We start from the raw sequence: 21915 nt of genomic DNA, 5'->3' as shown, positions 1-21915 counted from the left end.
ATCTTATCAAATACCGTTTAACAATCTGTTTTTATAAAACACATCTACCGCATCAGTATATAAACTTTGTTCTAAAGCAATATCATATTCGACAGCATTATAGTGAAATGTATCAGTTCCCATATCCCAGTATAAATATTGAGCTTTGGGATTGTGATTCCTCGGTTGTCCAATCGATCCCGGATTCATAAACACAGTCCTTTTCTTTCCCCTAAACTCAATACATCCTCCAGCATAAAACATTTCTACATGAAGAGGGAAATGAGTATGTCCTGACAATACATAATCATACTTCGAGTAACTTTCTTCTTTCATTGATTCTGAAGTCAATTTTCCCCAGTACACATCCCGCAACTCCCCATGCAAACACAATACAGAACGACCATTTAATAATATTTCCGCGTATCCTTCGCCCTGCATTCGACTTTGAATATACTCGTAACTATCAGCTGTCAAAATATCTTTCGTATACTTTAAAGCAACACGTCCCCGTTCACTCGAAAAACGAGAAAAATGTGTACTATCCATCAAAGCCTTTTCGTGATTACCGAATAAATTACACATTACTTCGTATTCTTTTGACAAGGCTTTTATTTCCAGTATAACCTCATTAGGACGCATCCCGTAATTTATGATATCCCCTAAAAAAAATATTCCATCAGGTTTATACTTTTCTTTAAAATCCCGTATTACCGCCTTTAGTGCAGATAAATTCGCGTGTATATCCGATAATATAACAAACTTGCTACCCATTCTTAAGAAAATTCATAAAATCATGCTTATTCTCAACAGGAGAAGTTGCAGGACGCCCAAGATCTCCCCTCGAATCAATCCTCACTCGAATTTCCAGTAACATTGGCCCCTTAACTTCCCTTATATTCATCAATATTCTTTCAAGTTCATCTTTAGTTTTTGCCACAAACACATGTTTATATCCACAGGCTTTTGCCACAGCAGGAATATCCAGATAAAATGCCACCGTCGGTTGTCCGCCGACAGACTCATGTGCTCCATTATTAAATACGAAATGCCTGTAATTCATTGGTGCCAACTCGCCAATATTACTAATCGCCCCCATATGCATAATAAAAGCCCCATCACCATCAAAACAAAAAACTTCCCGATCAGTCTTCTCGATAGCAATCCCCAATGCAATTGAAGATGCATGCCCCATAGAACCAACGGTCAGAAAATCTCTCGCATGCCCTTGCCCTAACGCTGTCCTATATTCATATAATTCCCTTGACAACTTTCCCGTGGTAGACACAACAATATCCCGTTCCTTCAAGTGAGCAACAGTGATCTTCAAAGCCTCTTCCCGTGACAACGGATAATCATTTTCTACCTCTTTCTGCAATTTATACTTACCGAATAATCCTTTACGGATAAGCAGAACATGAGAAATACTCTCGTTTTTAACCTGTACAATCGCATTTTGTATTTGTTGCAATGCCAGTTCTTCTCTTTCATCCAATATCGTATACGGAATCTGCATCGCCTCCAACAAAGCAATAGTAACCTCCCCCTGCTTTTTATGCTGAGGCTCATCTTTTATACCCGGTTCTCCGCGCCATCCTACCATAAACAACATTGGCAATTTATACACCTTTTCATCAACTAACGATAACAAAGGATTAATAGCATTCCCTAAACCGGAATTTTGCATATACACCAACGGAATTTTACCTGTTGCCAGATAATATCCGGCAGCAACCCCAACTGCAGCGCCTTCATTAGCTGCAATTAAATTTTTTTCTTCCGGGGTAAAATCTGTAATATACGCACAAATACTTTGCAGTAATGAATCCGGAACCCCGGTAAAGAAATCCACTCCTTGGGCAATAAAGGCGTCGTACACTTTTTTTACATCAACCATCATCAATCTATTTTGTTCCCGGAATCAATTCTAATATTTGTTTTATTGGCATACAATAAGGATCGGCCTCCAGAGATCTTTCATTCTCAAGGATTATTCTTGCCACGTTGTACATTGCCGGATAAGAAGCCCTCAACATGTGATTGGCGTAAATCACGATATTTACTCCCCATTCGTTCAGTGCTGTTTCAGTAAACTGATTATACGTCGTGGGTACAACCACGATAGGAGTCACTTTATCTTTCTCTCGGAATTTTTGACAGAACGCCTTTATATCTTCTCCCGACTTGTCTTTACTGTGAATCATCACACCATCAGCACCCGCCTCCACGTAAGCAAAAGCCCTTTCGAGGGCATCTTCTACTGGCTGTCCGCAAATCAAACTTTCAATTCGAGCGATAATCATAAATTCCTTTGTAACCTGCGCATTTTTTCCCGCACGCAACTTGTCACTAAACTCCTCGATTGTAGCTTGGTGCTGTTGAACAGACGTTCCAAACAAAGAATTCTTCTTCAATCCAACTTTATCTTCTATAATAACAGCAGAAATACCATGACGTTCCAACGTCCTAACCGTAAACACAAAATGTTCTATTTTTCCACCCGTGTCTCCATCAAAAATAATCGGTTTCGTCGTGCACTCCAATATATTATTCAAATCCTGCAAACGAGTCGTAAGATCAACAGCCTCGATATCCGGTTTACCTTTACTGGTAGAATCCGTCAAACTACTGGACCACATACCATCAAAAGCTTGTAATTTATCCCCTTTCTGTAAAGAAATACTCTCGATAATTAAACCGGACAAACCACTATGTGCCTCTAGTATTCTCACGATCGGCTTTGCGGCAATCAATCGACGAAGAGTTTTCAGTCGGACATCCGGAGTTGTCCCGATAGCTTTAATGTCCTTATCCAAACCTGACGAATTAATTCCCTTTGTATAAGGGATCTCTATCACTTCGCCTCCAATTTCTTTCATTACACGAAAAACATCTTCCCTAATTTGTTTCAAAGGACCTCCGACCCAATCATCCCCATGAATAATATAATCAGGTTTATATTTCAACAAATTGGGGACATAACTCCATTCTTCTTGCGGAACTACTCGACTAACCCCCTTAATATTAGCAACAACTTCCTCTCTTTGTTCATAGGACAAATGAGGCAAACGCTTATGTGAGGCTATAGCTTTATCGGTTAATAATCCGATCAAAACTTCTCCATATTTGGTAGCTTCCTTAATAATATTAATTAATCCCGGATGCATTATATCCGCCGTCATGCCTAAATAAACCACCTTCTGCATACTCTACAATTCTATATTCTAATTTCAAATTATACTGAAAATCAACCTACTATTTACTCAATAATATGAAAAAATTTATGCCGTATAGAAACTCGCCAAAGATACATAAAATAATACGATTCCCACTATATTTACTGTTCATAAATCAATCCCAGACCATTACACGTTGAATCAATTTATATAAAACTGGATCAACCAATTCTAAAGAGCACCTTGAAATTGATAAAGATGATTTTCGGTACATGTAGAGTTTAATTTACAGCCTCAGGCAGTTGTGAGTTGAAAACAAATAATGTACTTTTGTGCGGAGAAAGAATAGAGAGGGGTGGTTTACCCTCCCATAATATAAATAATCACAGGTTAACGCAACTATTTCGCAAATACAGCATCCTTAATAAGTTGGCTAACCTTTTAAAAATGTTTTATGCAAGAATTTGATGTAACGGATTTGATCCGATTGTTATGGAGAAAAAAGTCTTTTATTCTTAAGACTACGTTTATATGTTTGTGTTTGGGCGTGCTTGTTGTGTTATTGAGTTCAAAACAATATACTTCTATTTCCTCTTTTATACCCCAAAAACCGCAAACGGATTTAGACAAAAGTGCTTTGGATGCTTATTTACAAAGGGAGAGTCCAAGTATTTACGAGGCAAATGAAGTGCTAAACCCAGGATTATACCCACGAGTTGTAGAAAATGTGACCTTCCGTAAAAAGGTCATGTATATGCCCGTTTGGGAAGGAAAAGATGGGAAAAAAGTTAATTTAGTGGAATACTTGAGTTCTGATGAGTACCATCCTTTTCATTTTGGCCGTTGGCTAAAGAAATACACGATAGGATTACCCGCCACAATTCGAACGGCAAAAAAGGGAGGTTTTGAAAATGCTATGGAACGAGACACTTCATTGCTTATATTATCACCGAAAGAACAACGGGCAGCAGATGTATTGCAAAGAGGTGTGGTTTTATGGATTGGGGAGGACAATGCTTTGTTGCAAGTGACAACAGGAGACCCCGTGGTTGCGGCTCGTTTAGCCCAAAATGTACTGTCGTTGCTGAAAGAAGAAGTAACGAATTACCGTTCTGCAAAAATTGAAGAACAATGGGTATTTTTAAAACGGCAAATAGGAATAGTTATGCAGGAATTGAAAGCCAAACAACAGGAAATGGCAGAATTGCAGACGAAACAACATGTTCTTTCCACCGGAAATATTGATATACAGAAAGGCTGTCTATTAGCTGAATATCAACATCTTTACGGTAGTTATCAAGAGTTGAATGGAAAATTGGAACGATTAAAGTTAAAGACACAGGATAACACGCCGGTATTTACTATGTTAGAAGAAGTTTACGTACCTTATCAAGCATCAGCTCCAAGACGGGGAATTATTTTAACCGCATTCGTGGCTCTCGGACTATTTTTAGGAATGGTATTGGTAATCACACTACCTTATATAGCAGAAGTGACTCGAAGTAAATTTTTGATGCGTCATTTTTCGGTGAAAGGGGATCAAGTAAAAGATGTTGAATAAGCGACTGATAGGAAATCCGCTAGTTGAGAATTTTCTCTCGTTAGCCATTTTGCAGGGGATAAATTATCTTTTGCCGTTGATCACGATACCTTATCTTTACAACCATCTGGGAGTGGAGCATTACGGGTTAGTAAATTTTGCTATTGCTTTTATGCAATACTTTCTGATCGTGACCGATTTCGGCTTTGGATTATCCGGGACTCGCTATATCGCAGAAAACAGAGATCAGAAAGAGACGATCAACACTTACGTGAATAGTGCAACTTTTTCCCGCATGGGGATTTGTATCGTTTCTTTCGTCATCTTATTGATTTGTTTGTTTCTAATTCCTTCTCTAAGACAAGAAAAGATGTTCTTCTTGTTATTTTTTGGGCAGGTAGTAGGAAATATTATGTCTCCCTACTGGTTCTTTCAAGGAATGGAGCAAATGAGATTTATCACGATAATGACTGTCGTAACAAAAGTATTGAGCCTAACACCTTTATTCTTTGTGGTAAAAGATAGTGCTGATTATTTTTACATCCCGATTTGTTATAGTGTGGGGAGTATCGGGAGTGGAATCATTTGCCTTTATTTGATGAAAAAACGGTTTGGAGTAAACTTCTTTTTTCCAAAAATAAAAAATATTATGACCGTGACAAAAGATAGTGCCAATTATTTTCTATCACGAATTTCTGTTTCGATGTTTACGAATACCAATACCTTTGTGTTAGGATTAGTTTTAGGTAACACCGCAGTTGGCTATTACTCTTTGGCAGACAAGGTTTATCAAGCGTTAACAGGGATATACCAACCTTTAGTGTCTGCAATATTTCCTTATATGACGAAAAACAAAAGAGTAGCCCTTTTCAAGAAGATTTTTATTTGGTCGAATTTGGCTAATATTTGCTTGGTTATTATTGTTGCCTTGTGTATATCGGATATTATGCATTTATTGTTTCAGAACGTGGATGAATCTAGTGTGAACGTGATGTATATTTTTCTGCTTGCCTGCTTGGTAGCTTTGCCAAACACATTGCTGGGATATCCATTTTTGGCAGCATTGGGACATCCTAATTTTACAAACTATTCGCTAGTTGGAGTTTCATTGGTACATATTGTTATAATTGCTTGTTTGTGGGGTGGCGGATGGATTTCTATTTATAGCGTGGCTTGGGTCGTGGTGATGACAGAAACATTATTGTTATTAGTTCGGGCTTGGGGCGGACATAAATATCAGCTTTACGGACAGAGTATAATAAAAAAAGTAATAAAATGAGTTTGAGTTATAAAGAGGTACGAACTTTTACTCCCATGGGGAAATGGAATACCAGATTGGTAGCGGATTGGCTATGTATGCCGCTATCTCCTTTTTTTTCAACAAGATTCGTGGAGTGGAAATTGAGACCGAATACAATCACGTTATTCATGATTTTCTTCGGGGTTATGGGATCTGTGTTTTTTGCCTTGCCCGATTGGAGTTTTAAAGTGACGGGGATCATTTGTTTTTATTTGTGGTATGTGATGGATTGCAGTGATGGAGAAGTGGCTCGAATCACAAAACAATTCTCTACATACGGGCGGGATATGGATTATTGGGCACACCTAACTTGTCATCCATTAATGAATTTGGCTCTTTGGTATTCGTATTTGCAACTTGGGAGATATGAGGAGAGGCTATTGGCTTTTGTGTTTATAGTATTTATTTCGATAGAATTCCAACATCGGGCTTTATTGACATTTCAAGCCTATCACCGGAAAGAAACAGGCACGGAGAATATTGATAATCCTTCTGTATTTCGATATATTTTCCGACAAATGTACCAATATCCGAATTTTATATTGCTGTTTCCATTAATATTCTTGTTGGAATATTTCACGAAAATTCCCACGTTCTATTTACTCGTGGGATGGTGCTCGTTTTTTGTCGTAGGAGTAGGACAAGCTTTATTGAGAATGATTGCATTTTGTTATAAGGGTTAAGGATGAACGAAGAAAGAAAAATCGGCTTGAAAGACACGTTATCGATGTTACTATGGGGAGTAGTGATTCTTATTATTACTCGTCAAGTACCTTTCGTGTCGTATAGTATATTCGGTAATCTGGCTTTGCTGGGTATTGTCGTATTGAATATACGTTATAATGCAACCGGATTTTATCGCACATTTCTGCCTATTCTCTGCTGGTGGTTCTTTCTGGTATTTTACGCCTTGCTACAGGGGAACGAAGTGCCCCTCGTGGCTCGCTTTGCTCTGATTATTTTCTTCCTACTAGCGGCTTATTTCATCATTTTACCTTCTCGGATGATCAAGCTGCTGTTCGCTTTTACATTGTTACAATGTATATTTCTGATCGGACTAGAGTTTGTTCTTTTGCTCTTTTTTAATTTAGAGACATATGAACCACTCCGACATTATTTTATCAATCAGGGATGGGGAGACGTTTACACGTTCACGGGATATTTTTATAATATACCGGTAAAAGGTAACGCACTATTACCTTTCGTGTATATGTTATCGTATTTTATACCTGTATTTCCGCAAAAAAGAAAACGTTTCTTCAGGTGTATATATTTGTTAGCTATCGTATTTGCCGGAAACTTTGCTTACCTAATCAGCTTGTTTTTCTTCCATTTTATACTCTTTTTCTTACAGAATGAGTCTCTCCGACGATTACAGATGAAGATTCTAGGATTATCTTTTCTAATTGTATTGTTTTTTATCCCCGGATTGATTTTCGTGGAGAATGTCATGTCTAAAAAAGTAGATTCTATGGGGACAAGACAAGATCAAGTGGAGGTCTTGATACGGGATATGGGACAAGAACACATGACTATTTGGCTGGGAAAAGGATTAGGAAATACGGTTTCGGAGAAAACAGCTTATCGGGATTACACTGGAAATGTTTATTTCGAGTTACAGACGGTTTATTTCTTTAATCAATTAGGAATTGTGAATTTTATTGTTTTTATATTGTTGAATCTATTTTTGGCTTACACGAAGATTCGAGATCCTAGGTTGTTGTTCGCTTATTTATGCTATATTCTTTATGCATTTACGAATCCTTATATCTTGGATACGAATCAAGTGATTGTGATATTAACTTTAGTAATGGCAAATAAAATACTTGAAGATGAAAATAGGGTGTGTACTCGTAATGTATAATCCTCGACAGGAGTTGTTGACAGCTTCTTTAGACTCATTGAACAAACAAGTGGATGAAATCTTCTTGGGGGATAATTCTGTGAATATGCCGGATTTTATGGCAACATTACTTACTTTATATCCCAATGTGTATTATCGTGGTTTCAAGGAGAATTTAGGGATTGCCGAGGCACAGAACCGAGGGATCGCTTATTTCCAAGAAAAGGAATTTGATTTCGTGCTATTTATGGATCAGGACAGCTTGGCTCCGAAAAATTTAGTTATTTCTTTACTAGCAGATTACGATCGTTTGCAGCAAACAGGAATTGCTATCGGAGGAATCGGTCCCCGCCCCTTTAATCGGAGCGAAGGAAAACCCTACGTGGGGGCAGTGAAGAAGGGAAAATTAATTTTACCGGGAATCACGGAAGTTGGAGAAATTATTAGTTCTGCATCATTGATTCCTATGGTCCATTTCAAGCAGATCGGAGGGATGGAGTCGAGTTTATTTATTGATGGGGTAGATCATGAATGGTGCTGGAGAGCCAAGAAGATTGGTGGATGGCGTTTTTTTATTTCAGAGAAAGTACAATTGAGTCATCAAGTAGGAGAAGGTGACCGACCGTTCATTCTTCGGAAAGTGGCTATACCCACGCCTTTTCGTACATATTATCAATTTCGAAATTATTTTAGATTGGTTCATCGGGGATATGTACCCTTGTATTGGAAAGTTTCTAATGGTTTCAAATATAGTATAAAATTTTTTTATTATCCTTTATGCGTCTCTCCGCGTATAAGTTACATGAAGCAAATATTAAAAGGAATTTATGCAGGAATTACAGGTAAATAAGGAAAGCTGTTTTTCGGTATTAATAGCTGTTTACACGAAGGAACAACCGCTTTTTTTCAGAGAAGCCTTGCGAAGCGTATTTGAACAGAGTTTAACTCCGAATGAAGTGGTATTAGTGAAAGACGGTCCGCTAACTGAAGAATTGGAGCAAGTAATTGCTGATTTTTCTAATGAAAGAAAACAATTAAGGGTTATTGCTTTAGAGGAAAATCGGGGACTAGGAGAGGCATTACGTGTTGGATTGGATGCTTGTTCTTTTGACCTAGTAGCACGAATGGATAGCGATGATATTTGTAAACCAAATCGTTTTGAAAAACAAGTTACCTTTCTGAAAGAACATCAAGAAGTGACTATTGTCGGCAGTTGGATAGAAGAGTTCTCTGATTGTAAAGAGAAAATAGAAGCAATTAGAAAATTACCTCAAGAAGATAAGAAATTAAAGGTATTTATGAAATGGAGGAATCCATTTAACCATATGACGGTGATGTTCCGAAAAAAGGATATACTTGCAGTAGGCGGTTATCAACCATTTTATCTATTAGAGGATTATTATCTTTGGAATAGGTTAGCCAATGCCAATTATTGCTTTGCTAATATTGGGGAATCTTTGTTGTGGGCAAGGGGCGGTTACACGATGCTAGAGCGACGAGGCGGATGGAAATATGTCATATCTGAAAGTCGATTGTTAAAATACATGTATAGTTCCGGGCGAATTAATATTGCGGAATTCGGGATAAATTTGATAATGAAGAGTGTGATTCGTTTAATTGGAAAACGATTACGCCATACAGTGTACACGTTTTTTTTGCGTAAAAAAGTAAAATGTGATAAATAAATTCATAACAAGAAAACGACTTTACATGCAAATGACAAACACTCAACAATTCGTCAATAGAATTTACAAAGATGTAAACCTATAGAGAACCCACTGCAATCCTAGCCAAGTAATACCGTAGTCATACCCTACCTCCGGTCTTCCTCCGTTTATCACGCAGAGATTCTATTATCTCCAATATAGAATTCCCGCCCTTAAGGCACCAATTCACCGCCCCCGTGTACTTATTTCTATAGGTCTTGGGTAGTATTACGATAGATTTTCAGTAAGACATTCACCTCGAATCACAGGAATTGAGCCATATACACGGGAAGATAAATAATTTGCTCTTCTTCACAAAGCTCCTTTGTATAAACGAGATAGCGAGTAAGTATCTTATTGGAAAACTTCTTGCAAAAAGCATCTAAAGAAGCATGCCTCTTGTAACCAGATGATTTCACTTCTATAGGACAAATTTTACTACCTCGTGTCAACAAGAAATCTATTTCATATAACATAAAAAGGCAACTCCTCAAAATCTTTTCACCCCAAATACCCGAAAATCTCAAAATCTTCGTTCACAAACGAACCACACTATCCTGTGACACGGCAGCAATTACATTACCAACCCGGGGCAATCGAACCAAAACCCGACACACACCCGGCTCATCAAGCAATTCTCCCTCAAGTCCTAAAAGTTTACCTTGAATGACACGAACGGGAGAACTAACCGGGGTATCACCTTCAACAACATCTATTTCATCCGCATGATCATTTAAAAGACGCAAGGATGTAATCTGTTGCTCGGAATACACGACAGGGGTTTCGCCCTCTCGTAAAAAAGATATTATGCCGGTAATGTCTTGAATTTTGGAAAACTCGGAACGTGTAAGCCGCACGAATACACAATTGCTAAACAGAGGAACTTCCACCCGTTTTACCTGATTATCCGAATTCCACTCCACCACACGCGAAGGGATATAATTCACAATTCCGGCTTCATCAAGTCGTTTTTTTACACGTTTTTCCGCCCGAAAAGCGGTATATATAGCATACCAATTCGTCTGCTCCATTATTCTCTCACTTCTAAATTTTCAGTCACCTGAATTTTATCCAACACCTCCTGCATGTGGTGTTGAACTCCCTCTTCTTCCATTTGGAAATCAATGGATTCATAAGTAGAATTCTTGGATTTAAACTCGGGAACAATACATTTCATTTGTTTTACCACGGCAAAGTTATCCCTCGTCTGCAAAGCGATATCAAGAGCTTTGATCGAATCGACAACTTCATTATAATTATATTCACGCACTTTAGCAATCTTGATTCTCTCGTGCACGGTAGGCAAAGTAGTTTCTTTCACGTTAAGTACTTCCTCGTACAACTTTTCACCCGGACGCAAGCCCGTGAACACGATATGAATATCTTTACCTATCTCGTAACCGGAAAGTTTAATCATCTTCCGCGCCAAATCAACGATTTTGACACTCTTACCCATGTCGAACACGAATATTTCACCACCGTTACCCAATGCCCCGGCTTGAAGTACCAACTGGCAAGCCTCCGGGATAGTCATAAAGAAACGGGTAATCTCGGGATGAGTTACCGTAACCGGTCCCCCGGCCTCTATCTGCTTTTTGAAACGAGGGATAACCGAACCGTTGGAGCCTAAAACATTTCCGAAACGCGTCGTGATAAAACGAGTATTCGCTATTCGATTTAAAGATTGTGTATAGATTTCCGCGATACGCTTGCTGGCACCCATGACATTGGTAGGATTCACCGCTTTATCGGTAGAGATCATCACGAAACGTTGGCAATCATATTTGACAGCACAATCTGCCACGTTTTTCGTTCCCAGAATATTGGTTTTCACACCTTCGATCGGGTGTTTTTCCATCATCGGGACATGCTTGTAAGCCGCCGCATGATACACTATATTAGGTCTGTATGTTTTGAATATACCTTCTACCCGACTCTGGTCACGAACATCACCGATCTCGATCTTGTAATCGGTAAAACCACATTCTTCCTTTAATTCCAATTCGATATCATAAAGAGCAGATTCGGCTTGATCGAACAACACGATCATCGCCGGGTTGAAATGAGTCAACTGTCGCACGATTTCACTGCCGATTGAACCTGCCGCACCCGTTACCAGCACAACCTTGTTCAATAATTGTTTACGCAAATTCATCTCGTCCATGTGGATCACTTCACGCTCAAGTAAATCCTCGATCTTTATGTTTTTGATATGCCGCATGCTCAATTCCCCGTTTATCCAACTCTCGAAACGAGGCACCTCAAGCACGTTGACATTCGCGGTCAAACAGGTTTCCACGATCTCTCGCTTTTTATCAGCTGAAATCTGTTTTTTGGCAATCACCACTTTATCTACCCGGTGACGTTTCAACAACCCGGGCAAAGCGGACATCTTGTATATTTTGACTCCTTCAAGTACTTTCCCCGCCTTGCGATTGTTCACGTCGATAAAAGCTAACACGTTATAAGTGGCATCTTCCACGTTATCCATGGCATGCTTTGCCATAATCCCGTACTCGTCACTACCACAAATAATCACGTTCTTTTTCGTGCGCTCGGCCCCGACGTACTGGGAAAAGATTTTTTTCACGATCGCACGACTCATCACCATCACGCTTGTCAATCCCACGTACTCGGTAAGAAGCACCGACAAAGGGATATAAGTCTCGCCAAACACTAGAAAATAGATACCGTCTCCCATCAAAAGAGCGATCTCTCCCGCTGTCAAGACGTAATAGATGCGCAAAGCATCCTCTGTTCCCGAGAAACGCACTATGCCGGAATAAGTACGCCCCAACACGAAACTGATAACCCGGACTCCCACGATCACGAGGGCTCCGTTCAGAACAAAATCCAACCTCATCCGGTCAATTTGGAAATTAACCCAGATCAGATAGGCAACACTCACAGCCATTATGCACAACGCCACGTCTATCAGGAATACAATCCATCTAGGCGTGTAAGAAAATGAATGCAATGTCCTCATTCTGTAAAGACCATTTGTTATAAAAGCAACCATATCATTATTAGTATAAAATAAAAACCTTCGCGGATTACCATTCCTTAAAGGTGGACATCCGCGAAGGTAATAGAAATATATTAAAAAGAAAACTTTTTTAATATGCTTTTAATACGTTCACCTCTTCCGGCGTTAAAAATCGCCAACGTCCCCGCGGCAAATTTTTCTTCGTGATCCCGGCGAAAAATACCCTATCCAACCGGAGTATCTGGTACCCCAGATGCTCGAATATCCGGCGAACGATTCGATTCCGACCGGAATGAATCTCAATCCCGACCTGAGTCTTATCGTCAGCAGATACCATAACTTCATCGGCTTTAATAAAACCGTCTTCAAGGTCAATACCTTTCCGTATGGCATCCAAATCTCCGGTTTTTACCACCTTATCCAAGAATACGTGATAAATCTTCTTCTGGTTATACTTGGGATGCGTTAATTTTTTAGCCAAATCGCCATCATTCGTGAAAAGTAACACTCCCGTGGTCTGACGGTCCAAGCGCCCAACCGGGTAAACCCGTTCTTTGCAAGCTCCATCGATCAACGACATCACGGTTTTACGCTCCAAGGGATCTTCCACCGTGGTCACGTAATCTTTCGGTTTATTCAACACGAGATATACTTTGCGCTCCGGAACAATCACTTGATCATCGACCTCAACTTTATCCGTTCGTTTCACTTTCACACCTACCTGCTGTACAATCTCACCGTTCACCTTCACTCGTCCGGTAGTAATCAAAACATCCGCATCACGTCTGGAACAAACACCACCTTTGGCAATATAACGGTTTAAGCGCAGTTCTGTTTCCTGTCCCTCGTTTTTCTTGCGAAACTCGATTTGCTTTTTCTTGCTATATACACTTCTGGATGCCTCCTCGTTATCAAACGATCTCTTGGGACGCTCGGAAAACCGTTCGCGACGCTCTCCACGATCATCCCGATTTCCCTGCTCCCGACGATCATCTCTCCGGTACGCGTCACGATTTCTGTCTTGGAATCGATTTTCTCTGTTTCTATCCTGATCTTGCGGACGTCTTTCACGACGTTCTTCTCGGTCTGAATTACGGTAATTATCACGATATTCCCGTCTTTCACGATCATCTCGACTATCCCGGTTATCACGATACTCCCGTCTTTCCCGGTTATCACGATTGTCCCGGTTAATCCGGTTATCCCGGTTATCCCGATCAAAAGATCTTCTCGGAGCACGGTTATTGTTATCCCGATTCTCGAAACGATTGCCTTCACGTGTTCCTCTTTCCCGGTTTCCATCCGTCTCCCGACGATAACGATTCCCGTTGTCGGAATCCCCGGATTGTTCTCTTTCTCTTTCCTTGTTCAAATCACGGATACCATTATATCCACGTTCACGGTCAGACCGATCCGCGTTAAAACGGCTAGGTCTTCTGAATTCTCTTTCTCCACCCTCACGGTTTTCGAAATTCTGTGTTCTGTCCCGACGATTCTCATCACGATTCCCTATCGGTCTAGTAATTCTAGGTCTTTTAGTTTCCCTACTCATGTTCTAAATCTCAATTTAATTTTTGATTTTATATCAATCACGCGAGCCGATGCCCGTATTCAATTTTCAATTACTTCGGTGCCGCCCTATAAACGAAAAACGCCACCACAGAGAACAGGATATTCGGTATCCATACAGCTAATAACGGATTCATGTTTCCATTGGTTGCAAAAACTGTTGAAAATTGCATGAATAAAATGTACGAGAAACTGATTAATAAACCTAATCCCAAGTGGAATCCCATTCCTCCCCGTATTTTTCGAGAGGCTATACACACGCCGATTAACGTCAATATAAAAGTGGAAAAAGCACCCGAAAACATCTTATACTTTTCGATCTGGTATTCCACCACGTTACTGCTCCCCCGCAATTTTTGACGGGCTATATACTCGTCCAACTCCGGCAATGTCAGACGTTCCTTGATTTTCTTCGGGTCTTCAGTAAATTCTTTTACACTGAAATTCAGCACGGTATCGATATCTTCTTTCCCGACAGTATAAGTTTCATTCGTCCCGTCAAATTCCCGTAAAACCCAATTTTTGATAGTCCATTTTTCTTTTTTATCATTCCACACGATAGAATTCGCGGACAATTTGCTGACCAGCGTGTCGTCCTTGAACACCTCGTACGTGAAATTATCTCCCCGTTTGGCATATATATTGAACCCGCTCATGTAAATAAACTCACCGGGCGCCACCTGCTGGTGAATATCACTTTCCTTGAAATTATAAGGTTTCCAGATATATTTTTCAGAAAAAGCAATCCGTTTTCTATTGGCATTAGGTATAATGAACGCGCTCAACAAGAGGGACAGACCGGCAATTACCCCCGCCGAAATCATGTACGGGCGCACCATACGCCGGAAACTGATTCCCGTACTCAGAATAGCGATAATCTCACTGTTGTACGCCATCTTCGAGGTGAAAAAGATCACGGATATAAACGTGAACAAGGCGGAGAACATATTAGCGAAATAAGGCACGAAATTCACGTAATAATCGAAAATAATCTCCCCTGCCGGGGCTTCTTTTTCAAGGAATTTCTCCAAACGTTCCGAGAGATCGAAAACAATCACAATACTCAAGATTAGCACCATCGAGAAAAAGAAGGTACCCAAGAATTTCCGGATAATATAGATGTCTATTTTTTTCATTTTCACATGTACCTCGCGGCACTACAATCTTCTTGTAACTTTTTTAATCGTTCTCGTTTTCCACTCTACAAAATCCCCTGCCTGTATATGTCGGCGTGCTTCCCGCACCAACCACAAATAAAATGACAAATTATGGATCGAGCAAATTTGTAAGCCTAAAATTTCATCCGCTTTTATTAAATGTCGCAAATAAGCTTTCGAGTAATCGGTATCCGCGAAACTCAACCCGGCGGGATCGATAGGACTGAAATCATTCTCCCATTTCTTGTTCTTTATATTGATAACCCCTTCTGTCGTGAACAACATCCCGTTCCTACCGTTACGCGTCGGCATCACGCAATCGAACATATCCACTCCAAGGGAAATCGCTTCCAGAATATTTTCCGGCGTTCCCACGCCCATGAGATAACGGGGCTTATCTTGCGGCAAAATCCGATTGACTACCTGAATCATCTCGTACATGGTTTCCGCCTCTTCCCCGACGGCCAATCCCCCGATTGCGTAACCTTCCCGTCCCAAAGCCACGGCATGCTCCGCTGCACGTTCCCGTAAATCTTTATACACGCATCCCTGCACGATAGGAAAAAGTGACTGGTGATACCCGTACAAGGGTTCCGTTGCGTCAAACTGCCGCACGCATCTTTCCAACCAACGCTGCGTGAGTTCCAACGACTTTTTCGCGTACCCGTAATCACTCTGTCCCGGGGGACACTCGTCAAACGCCATCACGATATCCGCCCCGATCTTTCGCTGGATATCCATCACGTTTTCCGGCGTGAATAAATGCTTCGAACCATCTATATGCGAACGAAATACAACTCCCTCTTCCGTGATTTTCCGGCAATCACCCAAAGAAAATACTTGAAAACCGCCACTATCCGTGAGGATCGGACCATCCCAAGAATTAAACTTGTGCAAGCCGCCGGCAGCTTCCAATATACCCGTGCCCGGACGCAGATACAAGTGATACGTGTTCCCCAGAATAATTTGGGCTTTAATATCTTCCTTCAATTCCCTTGCATGCACGGCCTTCACGGTTCCCACCGTGCCCACGGGCATAAAAATCGGAGTTTCGATATTCCCATGATCCGTGGTCAACACACCGCATCGTGCCTCACTATTCTTGTCTTTCGCTAAAAGGGTATATTTCATCTAATCATGATTTTGAGCCTGCAAAGATAGCACAACTAAACGAGAGTTGCAACACTAACTTTTTCGGTTCAAACGAATCATCTCCTGCAACCGCCTAAAACGGGCACAAACTTTTGACCACGTCCCCGCTTTGTCCCTAAAGCATAAACCGACATTATCCTTTATCGAGAATAGTGTCAGCGTGAAGGGTTGCTCTTTATACATTCGCACCCACACGTCATAAGTCAACATACAACGCGCACGACATCTCCAAGCATTTTTACGCGGTTCGCGATAAATCATTTCCACGGCACAAGCATACCTCGAACCATCCGGGAGATCCACGAATAAAGAATCCGTATTGAAAACCGCATTCGTTTCCACCGTAATCAATAATGTCACGGAATCCCTTGCATCCAAATAAGTATAATCATACAACAAAGACCCGCGACACAATTTCATATTCCCTTTCATCTCCGCCATTTTTTGGGGATACACGAAATAAAGCAATCCATCCGGATGTATTTTCTGCACGTAGAAACCTTTCAGATTCTGGGCTCCCAGCGGCAAAGCCATAAACAACACAAACACCAAAAACAATCTTCTCATAACTATTATATATATAAAAATAATCCGACCAAATTTACACCTAGTCGGATTAATACATGTTTCAATTAAATCTTCCGTTTACTCCCCGTAAACCATCACCTTATAAGTACTGAAAATTCCCAAAATACTCTTTTTCTGGCTGTCCACGTGGCTGATTTTCTTAATTCCGGCAGACTTGGCAGCGGCTTGAATAGAAGCATCTCCCGACAGATACACTCCCAAAATATTGTTCACGGAAGCAGTTCCTACCTTTGAGCCCAGCGGGTTGGATGTCACGTGTTCACCTGTTTGCACATCCATGTAAATAGCTCCCATTCCGGCTTGACTTGACAAAGACGCACAGCTTGACATACCCGCTGCCACTACCACTAGTAACAATAATCTTTTAATTGATTTCATAGTTTCTATTTTTAAATTTTAAATATAAGGTTCTTGTAACAACGCTCTTTTTAATATTTTTTCAAAAATACAAGAAAATCATAATTTCCCGTGCAATATAACGATGCGGGAATGACACGATTTTATTGCGAATCTTGCGACTGCATTTTCTCTTTTAACCGCTCGGACAAGTATGAAAAAAAGTCCCGTTTCAAAAGCAGGGAAACCCGAAATAACAGAGTCGTGTCAATACTTTCCTTTTGAAACAAACGATAAACGTTTGAACGATCGCATGACAATTTACGGGCAAACCAACTAATGCTCCGCTCCTGTTTTTCCAATTCCTCCTTAATTAAATCTCCGATACTTTTCTCCATAGTTTTTATCTCTATCCGTTACATCGCGAAAAACAACTGTCTTTCCATGAATTTCCTCTTTTTAACGACCGGGGACACCTTGGTACACCATCCATTTCCCATCAACTTTCCTCACATCCAAATTATCCGTTCTTTCTCTCTCTCCTTTTTTTTCTTTCAACAAGACCTGCACCTTTGCCTTAGTGCCATCTTCCGAAAACTCAATCCCTTTCACGGTTTCCTCGTACTTGGCTGCCTCTTCTTCCATGAATTTCAATACTTGTTTATCTTTAGCTTTTCCCGCTTTGACTATCTGGAAAAGCATATCATTTCCCACCACGTATTTCTCCATGGATGAATAGTTACCCTCTTTCGAGTCTTTATAAAACTTCAACGCCAAATCTTTCACTGTTTCCTCATCCGACTTACCACATGATGCCATTAAACCGCAAACGAGTAACAACATCAAACTAAATAATTTTGTTTTCATATTCAAACGATTAAATTAAACTTATTCCTCTTCTATCACGGCAAATTCATTCCATTTATTAGCTGCTTTATAAGTTTCAAGAGAACCTTTAGGCACAATCAATGTACACTCGGACGCATTCGCAAACGGTGAAAGCGATAAAACCAAAGGTTCTGCCCGATTACAACGCACGTACTTTATGTCCGGCATCCCGTAAAAAGCTTGATATCCCAATGAAACCAAGGTACTCGGGAGAATTATCGTATTTCCTATACTTTTACAAGCAAAGGCATAACTCTTTACCGTAGTCACCCCTTCCGGAATAGTCAAATTACCCGTGAAAGCGTCACAATAACTAAAAGCATTTTCCCCTATCACGCGTAACGAAGCAGGCAACACCAAAGCTCCGGACAAGGACTTACAATTCCAAAATGCGTTATCTCCAATCTCTTCCAAACCGGAAGGCAAAGTCAACGCCCCGTTGAATCCCCTGCAATCGGAAAACACAGAAGCCTCAATCACCTTTATTCCATTCGGTACAATCAAATTACCCGTGAAACCTGAGCAAGATGAAAACGCCCCTTTCCCGATTCGTGTAAGCGTTGACGGAAGACTCAATTGCCCCGTGAAAGAACAAGCTCTAAAAGCCTCCATTCCTATAGTTTCCAAACCGTAAGGTAAAGTCAACGCTCCCTCGAAAGCACAATCGGCAAACGCCATGTCACCAATCGATTTCACGTTAGAAGGAACAACCAGATTACCGGCTAATTGAATACAATGGTCGAAAGCACTCTCCCCAATCTCTTCCAACGCCGCAGACAAAGTCACCCCGGTAATTTTCTTACAATAATTAAAAGTTTCCTTACCAATTATCCGTACCCCATCAGGAATAATTACATCCCCTGTTAACGATTCGCAACCATTAAAAGCCGACTCTCCAATTTCAACACAAGTGGCAGGCAACACCAATTTCCCGTCAAAATAATTTCCATAAAAAGCCCTACGGCTAATCACCTCTATTCCATCAGGCAAAATCAAATCGCCACGCAAACCGGTGCATTGCGCGAAAGCGTACTCGCCTACTTCCTTCAACCCGTCAGGCAATTCCAGTGTTCCGGTAAAATTATTACAAGACTGAAAAGCAGCGTACCCGATTTTCGTCACGCTTCCCGGAAGTTTCAATTCCCCTTTAAAACCGCAATCATAAAAAGCATTGTCCCCAATCTCCTCCAGCCGGGATGGTAACACAATATACCGGAAAGCACTCTTCCCGTAGAAAGCCCGAGCGGGAATACTGGTATCTTCCACCTCTTCCATATCGATACTTGTCAACTTTGTCATGGAATACTTCATGGCGTCATAATCATCCTGTCCCAATGTTCCACTCAACTTCACCCCGCAAGTAGTCGTCATACGCTCTTTTCCGACCAACGTCCTCAACGTTCCCGGCGTCTTCACGTGAATATACAGGCTATCGCCCACACCTTGATACACACCGATAGTACGAGCTGTACCATTCTCCCTCACCGTGATCAATCCCTTGCGATAATCGCGGGTAGTGTTCGTATCCACGGAGAATTGCAACGTACTTACTTCCCCGTCAAGAGACGAGATACATTTTAGCCACGAATACTCACTTGGGATGTCCACGCTAGGAATCCCACCGGAAGACACGTTTACCGAAACTATATTCTTCCCGCTACTCACACAACATACATCGTCAACCACCGTACTTCCACCTCCTTGCGAGAAACCGTATCCCTCTTGCTGTGGATAAATGTATACATCGGCATTGAAAGTATTCCAATTGGGCAAGCGTTTAATCTCTTCCGGAAACACTCCGGTCAAACGATTGCCATACAAAACCAATTTCCCCAAACCGGTAATATTACCCAACGATGCGGGAACAATTCCAGTTAATTGATTATTATGCAAAAGCAAAGAATATAAACCAGTCAAATTACCCAATTCTTCCGGAATATTTCCGGATAAATTATTATCATGCAATGCCAAAACCGAAAGAGTAATAAGTTTTCCAAACTCTTTCGGTATATTACCGGTCAACTGATTATACATCAAAAACAATCTTTCTAACTTCTGCAAGTTCCCTAGTTCAGCAGGAATATTTCCGGTTAATTGATTCATATGCAAAAACAAATTTGTTAATTCCGTTAACAAACCCAATTCGACAGGGATCTCACCGGATAAACGATTATCACATAATTCTAAATATTCTAATTTTACCAATAACGACAATTCCTTGGGTATACTTCCGGTTAATGCATTACTACTCAAACGTAATGTCTGCAGATTTGTTAGATTTCCTAATTCTGGAGGAATATTTCCGGTCAATTGGTTTCTTTCTTCACCAAGTCCTAATCCCAAGTATTGCAATTCACTTAATTTTCCAAGCCCAGAGGGAATATTCCCAATTAAATTATTTCCATCTAATTCTAATTTTATAACCCTTCCATCTCCATTACAAGTCACCCCATACCATTCCGACAATGGTTTATCGCTACACCAGTTCGCATTATTTATCCAATTCTGACCACCCGTCGCGTTGTAAAAAGCGATCAACGTCTCCCGGTCCGAAACACCTCCCTCTTGAGTAACCGTGAGAACAACATTTCTCTTCATCCCCGGTTCTCCGACACTTACCACGATTTCTCCCGAACGGGGACTCCCGTTATTGGCGGTTGCCGTTACCGTAAGAGTATTACCGCTAGCCACCGCACTACACCACCCGGTGATTTCCGGATCTATTGCAAACGTCCAAGAACTTTGATTCGTGAGCACCAACACGTTTCGGTTTTCGCCCGCGGGAGCCATTTGCAAGGTATCGTGATTTAGCATCAACGTCATATCCGGCAATTGGATCACGCGAACCGTCTTCTGTAAACTACCCGCCGTGAAAGTAATCGCACACTCCCGGGCAACAGTTGTATTACCATAAGCCTTGGTATAAACGGTCACCGTGTTAGCGTCTTCCATCAACTCGCACCAGTCCGCACCTCCCGTCACCGAAGCCGTCCACTCCTCGGCATTGGTTGTTACCCAAAGCGTCGTGTACGATTCCGATGCATCCACCGCAATCGTGTCCGCAGATACTTCCAACGAGAATGCCGTTCCCAACTGCGCCAGCGAAAGGTTGGCGTACACCTTGCCGTTAGGCGTTGCCACCGTCAACTCGGATTTCCGGGCGTTGCCACCCGTGTTTTTCTTCACGGAGACCACCACCTCGTCGCCCTCGACACGAGTCTCGTACCAGTCTACCGGAGGCGTATGAAGTTGCCACTCGGGCTGATTCGTCACCACCCGCACCCGGCGTTCCCCGCCATCGGCAGAAAGCGAGAATGCATTCTCGGACAACCGAAGAGCCGGATCGGTTCCCAACTGTTCCACCGTGATCAATCCCGTGGCTGTCACTTCCGTCGCCGCACTCGACGAGGTCAAGTTGATATACCCTTTACGGGTAGCCCTCTCGGGATTATCCCCTTTCGGAACGATTTGCAATTTATCCCCGTCCCGGGTAACCTCGAACCAAGCGGCATCGCCCCCCACCGCGTTGTACGTCCACTCGTCCTGATTGGTACTTATCGATACTTCTTCCTTCACGGCTCCCTTTTGTTTGAAAATCAATTGCGAGGAACTGTATTTCACTTGCGGCAATGTGCCCGCTTGGAACACGGAAACCGTCTTCGTCAACTCCTTGCTCCCCTTTCCCACGGTCACGG

Annotated in this window: 19 protein-coding genes; 6 read left to right on the top strand and 13 right to left on the bottom strand. The window is 41.3% G+C overall.

Going from position 1 to position 21915, the window contains the following annotated elements; genetic code table 11:
* Nucleotides 1–6: 6 nt before the first annotated feature.
* Genes Q5866_RS05290 through aepX form a run of 3 tightly spaced genes read right to left on the bottom strand, consistent with a single transcriptional unit; the run spans nt 7 to nt 3185 of the window.
* Complete coding sequence (locus tag Q5866_RS05290) at nt 7–753, bottom strand: metallophosphoesterase (protein ID WP_303179314.1); 747 nt, start codon at nt 751–753, stop codon at nt 7–9.
* Complete coding sequence (gene aepY, locus Q5866_RS05285; RefSeq protein WP_186976644.1) at nt 746–1876, bottom strand: phosphonopyruvate decarboxylase; 1131 nt, start codon at nt 1874–1876, stop codon at nt 746–748. The genes Q5866_RS05290 and aepY overlap by 8 nt, the downstream gene beginning before the upstream one ends.
* 7 nt (nt 1877–1883) lie before the next feature.
* Nucleotides 1884–3185: a phosphoenolpyruvate mutase gene (aepX, locus tag Q5866_RS05280; protein WP_186976328.1), complete on the bottom strand. Its 1302-nt coding sequence runs from the start codon at nt 3183–3185 to the stop codon at nt 1884–1886.
* 424 nt (nt 3186–3609) lie between these two features.
* On the opposite strand from aepX, the gene Q5866_RS05275 reads away from it, so the two are divergent.
* The 6 genes from Q5866_RS05275 to Q5866_RS05250 are packed head-to-tail and all read left to right on the top strand — an operon-like array spanning nt 3610 to nt 9523.
* Complete coding sequence (locus Q5866_RS05275) at nt 3610–4716, top strand: Wzz/FepE/Etk N-terminal domain-containing protein (RefSeq protein ID WP_303179311.1); 1107 nt, start codon at nt 3610–3612, stop codon at nt 4714–4716.
* Complete coding sequence (locus tag Q5866_RS05270) at nt 4706–5974, top strand: flippase (RefSeq protein ID WP_303179310.1); 1269 nt, start codon at nt 4706–4708, stop codon at nt 5972–5974. Before Q5866_RS05275 ends, Q5866_RS05270 begins: the two co-directional genes overlap by 11 nt.
* Nucleotides 5971–6678 carry a CDP-alcohol phosphatidyltransferase family protein gene (locus Q5866_RS05265; protein WP_303179308.1) on the top strand — a complete coding sequence of 236 codons (708 nt, stop codon included), beginning with the start codon at nt 5971–5973 and terminating at the stop codon, nt 6676–6678. The genes Q5866_RS05270 and Q5866_RS05265 overlap by 4 nt, the downstream gene beginning before the upstream one ends.
* A gap of 2 nt (nt 6679–6680) precedes the next feature.
* Entirely contained in the window at nt 6681–7859 is a 1179-nt protein-coding gene (locus Q5866_RS05260; protein ID WP_303179307.1) for a hypothetical protein, read from the top strand.
* Nucleotides 7828–8688 carry a glycosyltransferase family 2 protein gene (locus Q5866_RS05255; RefSeq protein WP_303179305.1) on the top strand — a complete coding sequence of 287 codons (861 nt, stop codon included), beginning with the start codon at nt 7828–7830 and terminating at the stop codon, nt 8686–8688. The genes Q5866_RS05260 and Q5866_RS05255 overlap by 32 nt, the downstream gene beginning before the upstream one ends.
* On the top strand, nt 8666–9523 hold the full coding sequence (locus Q5866_RS05250; RefSeq protein ID WP_303179303.1) for a glycosyltransferase: 858 nt from the start codon (nt 8666–8668) through the stop codon (nt 9521–9523). The genes Q5866_RS05255 and Q5866_RS05250 overlap by 23 nt, the downstream gene beginning before the upstream one ends.
* A gap of 557 nt (nt 9524–10080) precedes the next feature.
* Here Q5866_RS05250 and Q5866_RS05245 read toward each other — a convergent pair.
* The 10 genes from Q5866_RS05245 to Q5866_RS05200 all read right to left on the bottom strand — a co-directional run.
* Nucleotides 10081–10575 carry a UpxY family transcription antiterminator gene (locus Q5866_RS05245; protein WP_303179301.1) on the bottom strand — a complete coding sequence of 165 codons (495 nt, stop codon included), beginning with the start codon at nt 10573–10575 and terminating at the stop codon, nt 10081–10083.
* On the bottom strand, nt 10575–12530 hold the full coding sequence (locus Q5866_RS05240; RefSeq protein WP_227215885.1) for a nucleoside-diphosphate sugar epimerase/dehydratase: 1956 nt from the start codon (nt 12528–12530) through the stop codon (nt 10575–10577). Before Q5866_RS05240 ends, Q5866_RS05245 begins: the two co-directional genes overlap by 1 nt.
* Before the next feature lie 130 nt (nt 12531–12660).
* Nucleotides 12661–14082, bottom strand: a complete 1422-nt coding sequence (locus tag Q5866_RS05235) for a pseudouridine synthase (RefSeq protein ID WP_303179299.1) — start codon at nt 14080–14082, stop codon at nt 12661–12663.
* A 70-nt stretch (nt 14083–14152) separates the two neighbouring features.
* Nucleotides 14153–15235 carry an LptF/LptG family permease gene (locus Q5866_RS05230; RefSeq protein ID WP_303179297.1) on the bottom strand — a complete coding sequence of 361 codons (1083 nt, stop codon included), beginning with the start codon at nt 15233–15235 and terminating at the stop codon, nt 14153–14155.
* 21 nt (nt 15236–15256) lie between these two features.
* The gene (gene tgt, locus Q5866_RS05225) at nt 15257–16387 is read right to left on the bottom strand and encodes a tRNA guanosine(34) transglycosylase Tgt (RefSeq protein ID WP_292266267.1); all 1131 of its coding nucleotides are present in this window, start codon (nt 16385–16387) and stop codon (nt 15257–15259) included.
* Between the two features lie 54 nt (nt 16388–16441).
* On the bottom strand, nt 16442–16975 hold the full coding sequence (locus Q5866_RS05220; protein ID WP_303179295.1) for a hypothetical protein: 534 nt from the start codon (nt 16973–16975) through the stop codon (nt 16442–16444).
* Between the two features lie 78 nt (nt 16976–17053).
* A complete protein-coding gene (locus Q5866_RS05215) occupies nt 17054–17374 on the bottom strand; it encodes a TRL-like family protein (RefSeq protein WP_227215890.1) in 321 nt (106 codons plus the stop codon).
* A gap of 122 nt (nt 17375–17496) precedes the next feature.
* Nucleotides 17497–17730 (bottom strand): hypothetical protein, encoded by a 234-nt coding sequence (locus Q5866_RS05210; protein WP_099293641.1) that lies wholly within the window; start codon nt 17728–17730, stop codon nt 17497–17499.
* Between the two features lie 61 nt (nt 17731–17791).
* Nucleotides 17792–18199, bottom strand: coding sequence for a DUF4878 domain-containing protein (locus tag Q5866_RS05205; RefSeq protein WP_099293642.1), 408 nt, complete (start codon nt 18197–18199; stop codon nt 17792–17794).
* A 21-nt stretch (nt 18200–18220) separates the two neighbouring features.
* A partial coding sequence (locus Q5866_RS05200) for a leucine-rich repeat protein (protein WP_303179291.1) occupies nt 18221–21915 on the bottom strand: 3695 nt, incomplete at its 5' end.

It is taken from the genome of uncultured Butyricimonas sp. (assembly GCF_959596855.1).
Taxonomy (GTDB): Bacteria; Bacteroidota; Bacteroidia; order Bacteroidales; family Marinifilaceae; genus Butyricimonas; species Butyricimonas muris.
The sequence above is the reverse complement of the archived record's forward strand: the minus strand, read 5'-3'. Positions and strand labels throughout refer to the sequence as shown.

What these genes read in the sequence shown, in the direction of transcription:
- Q5866_RS05230 (WP_303179297.1), bottom strand. Translation starts at nt 15,235, where the DNA reads ATGAAAAAAATAGACATCTATATTATCCGGAAATTCTTGGGTACCTTC.
- Q5866_RS05260 (WP_303179307.1), top strand. Translation starts at nt 6,681, where the DNA reads ATGAACGAAGAAAGAAAAATCGGCTTGAAAGACACGTTATCGATGTTA.
- Q5866_RS05265 (WP_303179308.1), top strand. Translation starts at nt 5,971, where the DNA reads ATGAGTTTGAGTTATAAAGAGGTACGAACTTTTACTCCCATGGGGAAA.
- Q5866_RS05235 (WP_303179299.1), bottom strand. Translation starts at nt 14,082, where the DNA reads ATGAGTAGGGAAACTAAAAGACCTAGAATTACTAGACCGATAGGGAAT.
- tgt (WP_292266267.1), bottom strand. Translation starts at nt 16,387, where the DNA reads ATGAAATATACCCTTTTAGCGAAAGACAAGAATAGTGAGGCACGATGC.
- Q5866_RS05245 (WP_303179301.1), bottom strand. Translation starts at nt 10,575, where the DNA reads ATGGAGCAGACGAATTGGTATGCTATATATACCGCTTTTCGGGCGGAA.
- Q5866_RS05275 (WP_303179311.1), top strand. Translation starts at nt 3,610, where the DNA reads ATGCAAGAATTTGATGTAACGGATTTGATCCGATTGTTATGGAGAAAA.
- Q5866_RS05210 (WP_099293641.1), bottom strand. Translation starts at nt 17,730, where the DNA reads ATGGAGAAAAGTATCGGAGATTTAATTAAGGAGGAATTGGAAAAACAG.
- Q5866_RS05270 (WP_303179310.1), top strand. Translation starts at nt 4,706, where the DNA reads ATGTTGAATAAGCGACTGATAGGAAATCCGCTAGTTGAGAATTTTCTC.
- aepX (WP_186976328.1), bottom strand. Translation starts at nt 3,185, where the DNA reads ATGCAGAAGGTGGTTTATTTAGGCATGACGGCGGATATAATGCATCCG.
- Q5866_RS05220 (WP_303179295.1), bottom strand. Translation starts at nt 16,975, where the DNA reads ATGAGAAGATTGTTTTTGGTGTTTGTGTTGTTTATGGCTTTGCCGCTG.
- Q5866_RS05215 (WP_227215890.1), bottom strand. Translation starts at nt 17,374, where the DNA reads ATGAAATCAATTAAAAGATTATTGTTACTAGTGGTAGTGGCAGCGGGT.
- Q5866_RS05255 (WP_303179305.1), top strand. Translation starts at nt 7,828, where the DNA reads ATGAAAATAGGGTGTGTACTCGTAATGTATAATCCTCGACAGGAGTTG.
- aepY (WP_186976644.1), bottom strand. Translation starts at nt 1,876, where the DNA reads ATGGTTGATGTAAAAAAAGTGTACGACGCCTTTATTGCCCAAGGAGTG.
- Q5866_RS05205 (WP_099293642.1), bottom strand. Translation starts at nt 18,199, where the DNA reads ATGAAAACAAAATTATTTAGTTTGATGTTGTTACTCGTTTGCGGTTTA.
- Q5866_RS05240 (WP_227215885.1), bottom strand. Translation starts at nt 12,530, where the DNA reads ATGAGGACATTGCATTCATTTTCTTACACGCCTAGATGGATTGTATTC.
- Q5866_RS05250 (WP_303179303.1), top strand. Translation starts at nt 8,666, where the DNA reads ATGCAGGAATTACAGGTAAATAAGGAAAGCTGTTTTTCGGTATTAATA.
- Q5866_RS05290 (WP_303179314.1), bottom strand. Translation starts at nt 753, where the DNA reads ATGGGTAGCAAGTTTGTTATATTATCGGATATACACGCGAATTTATCT.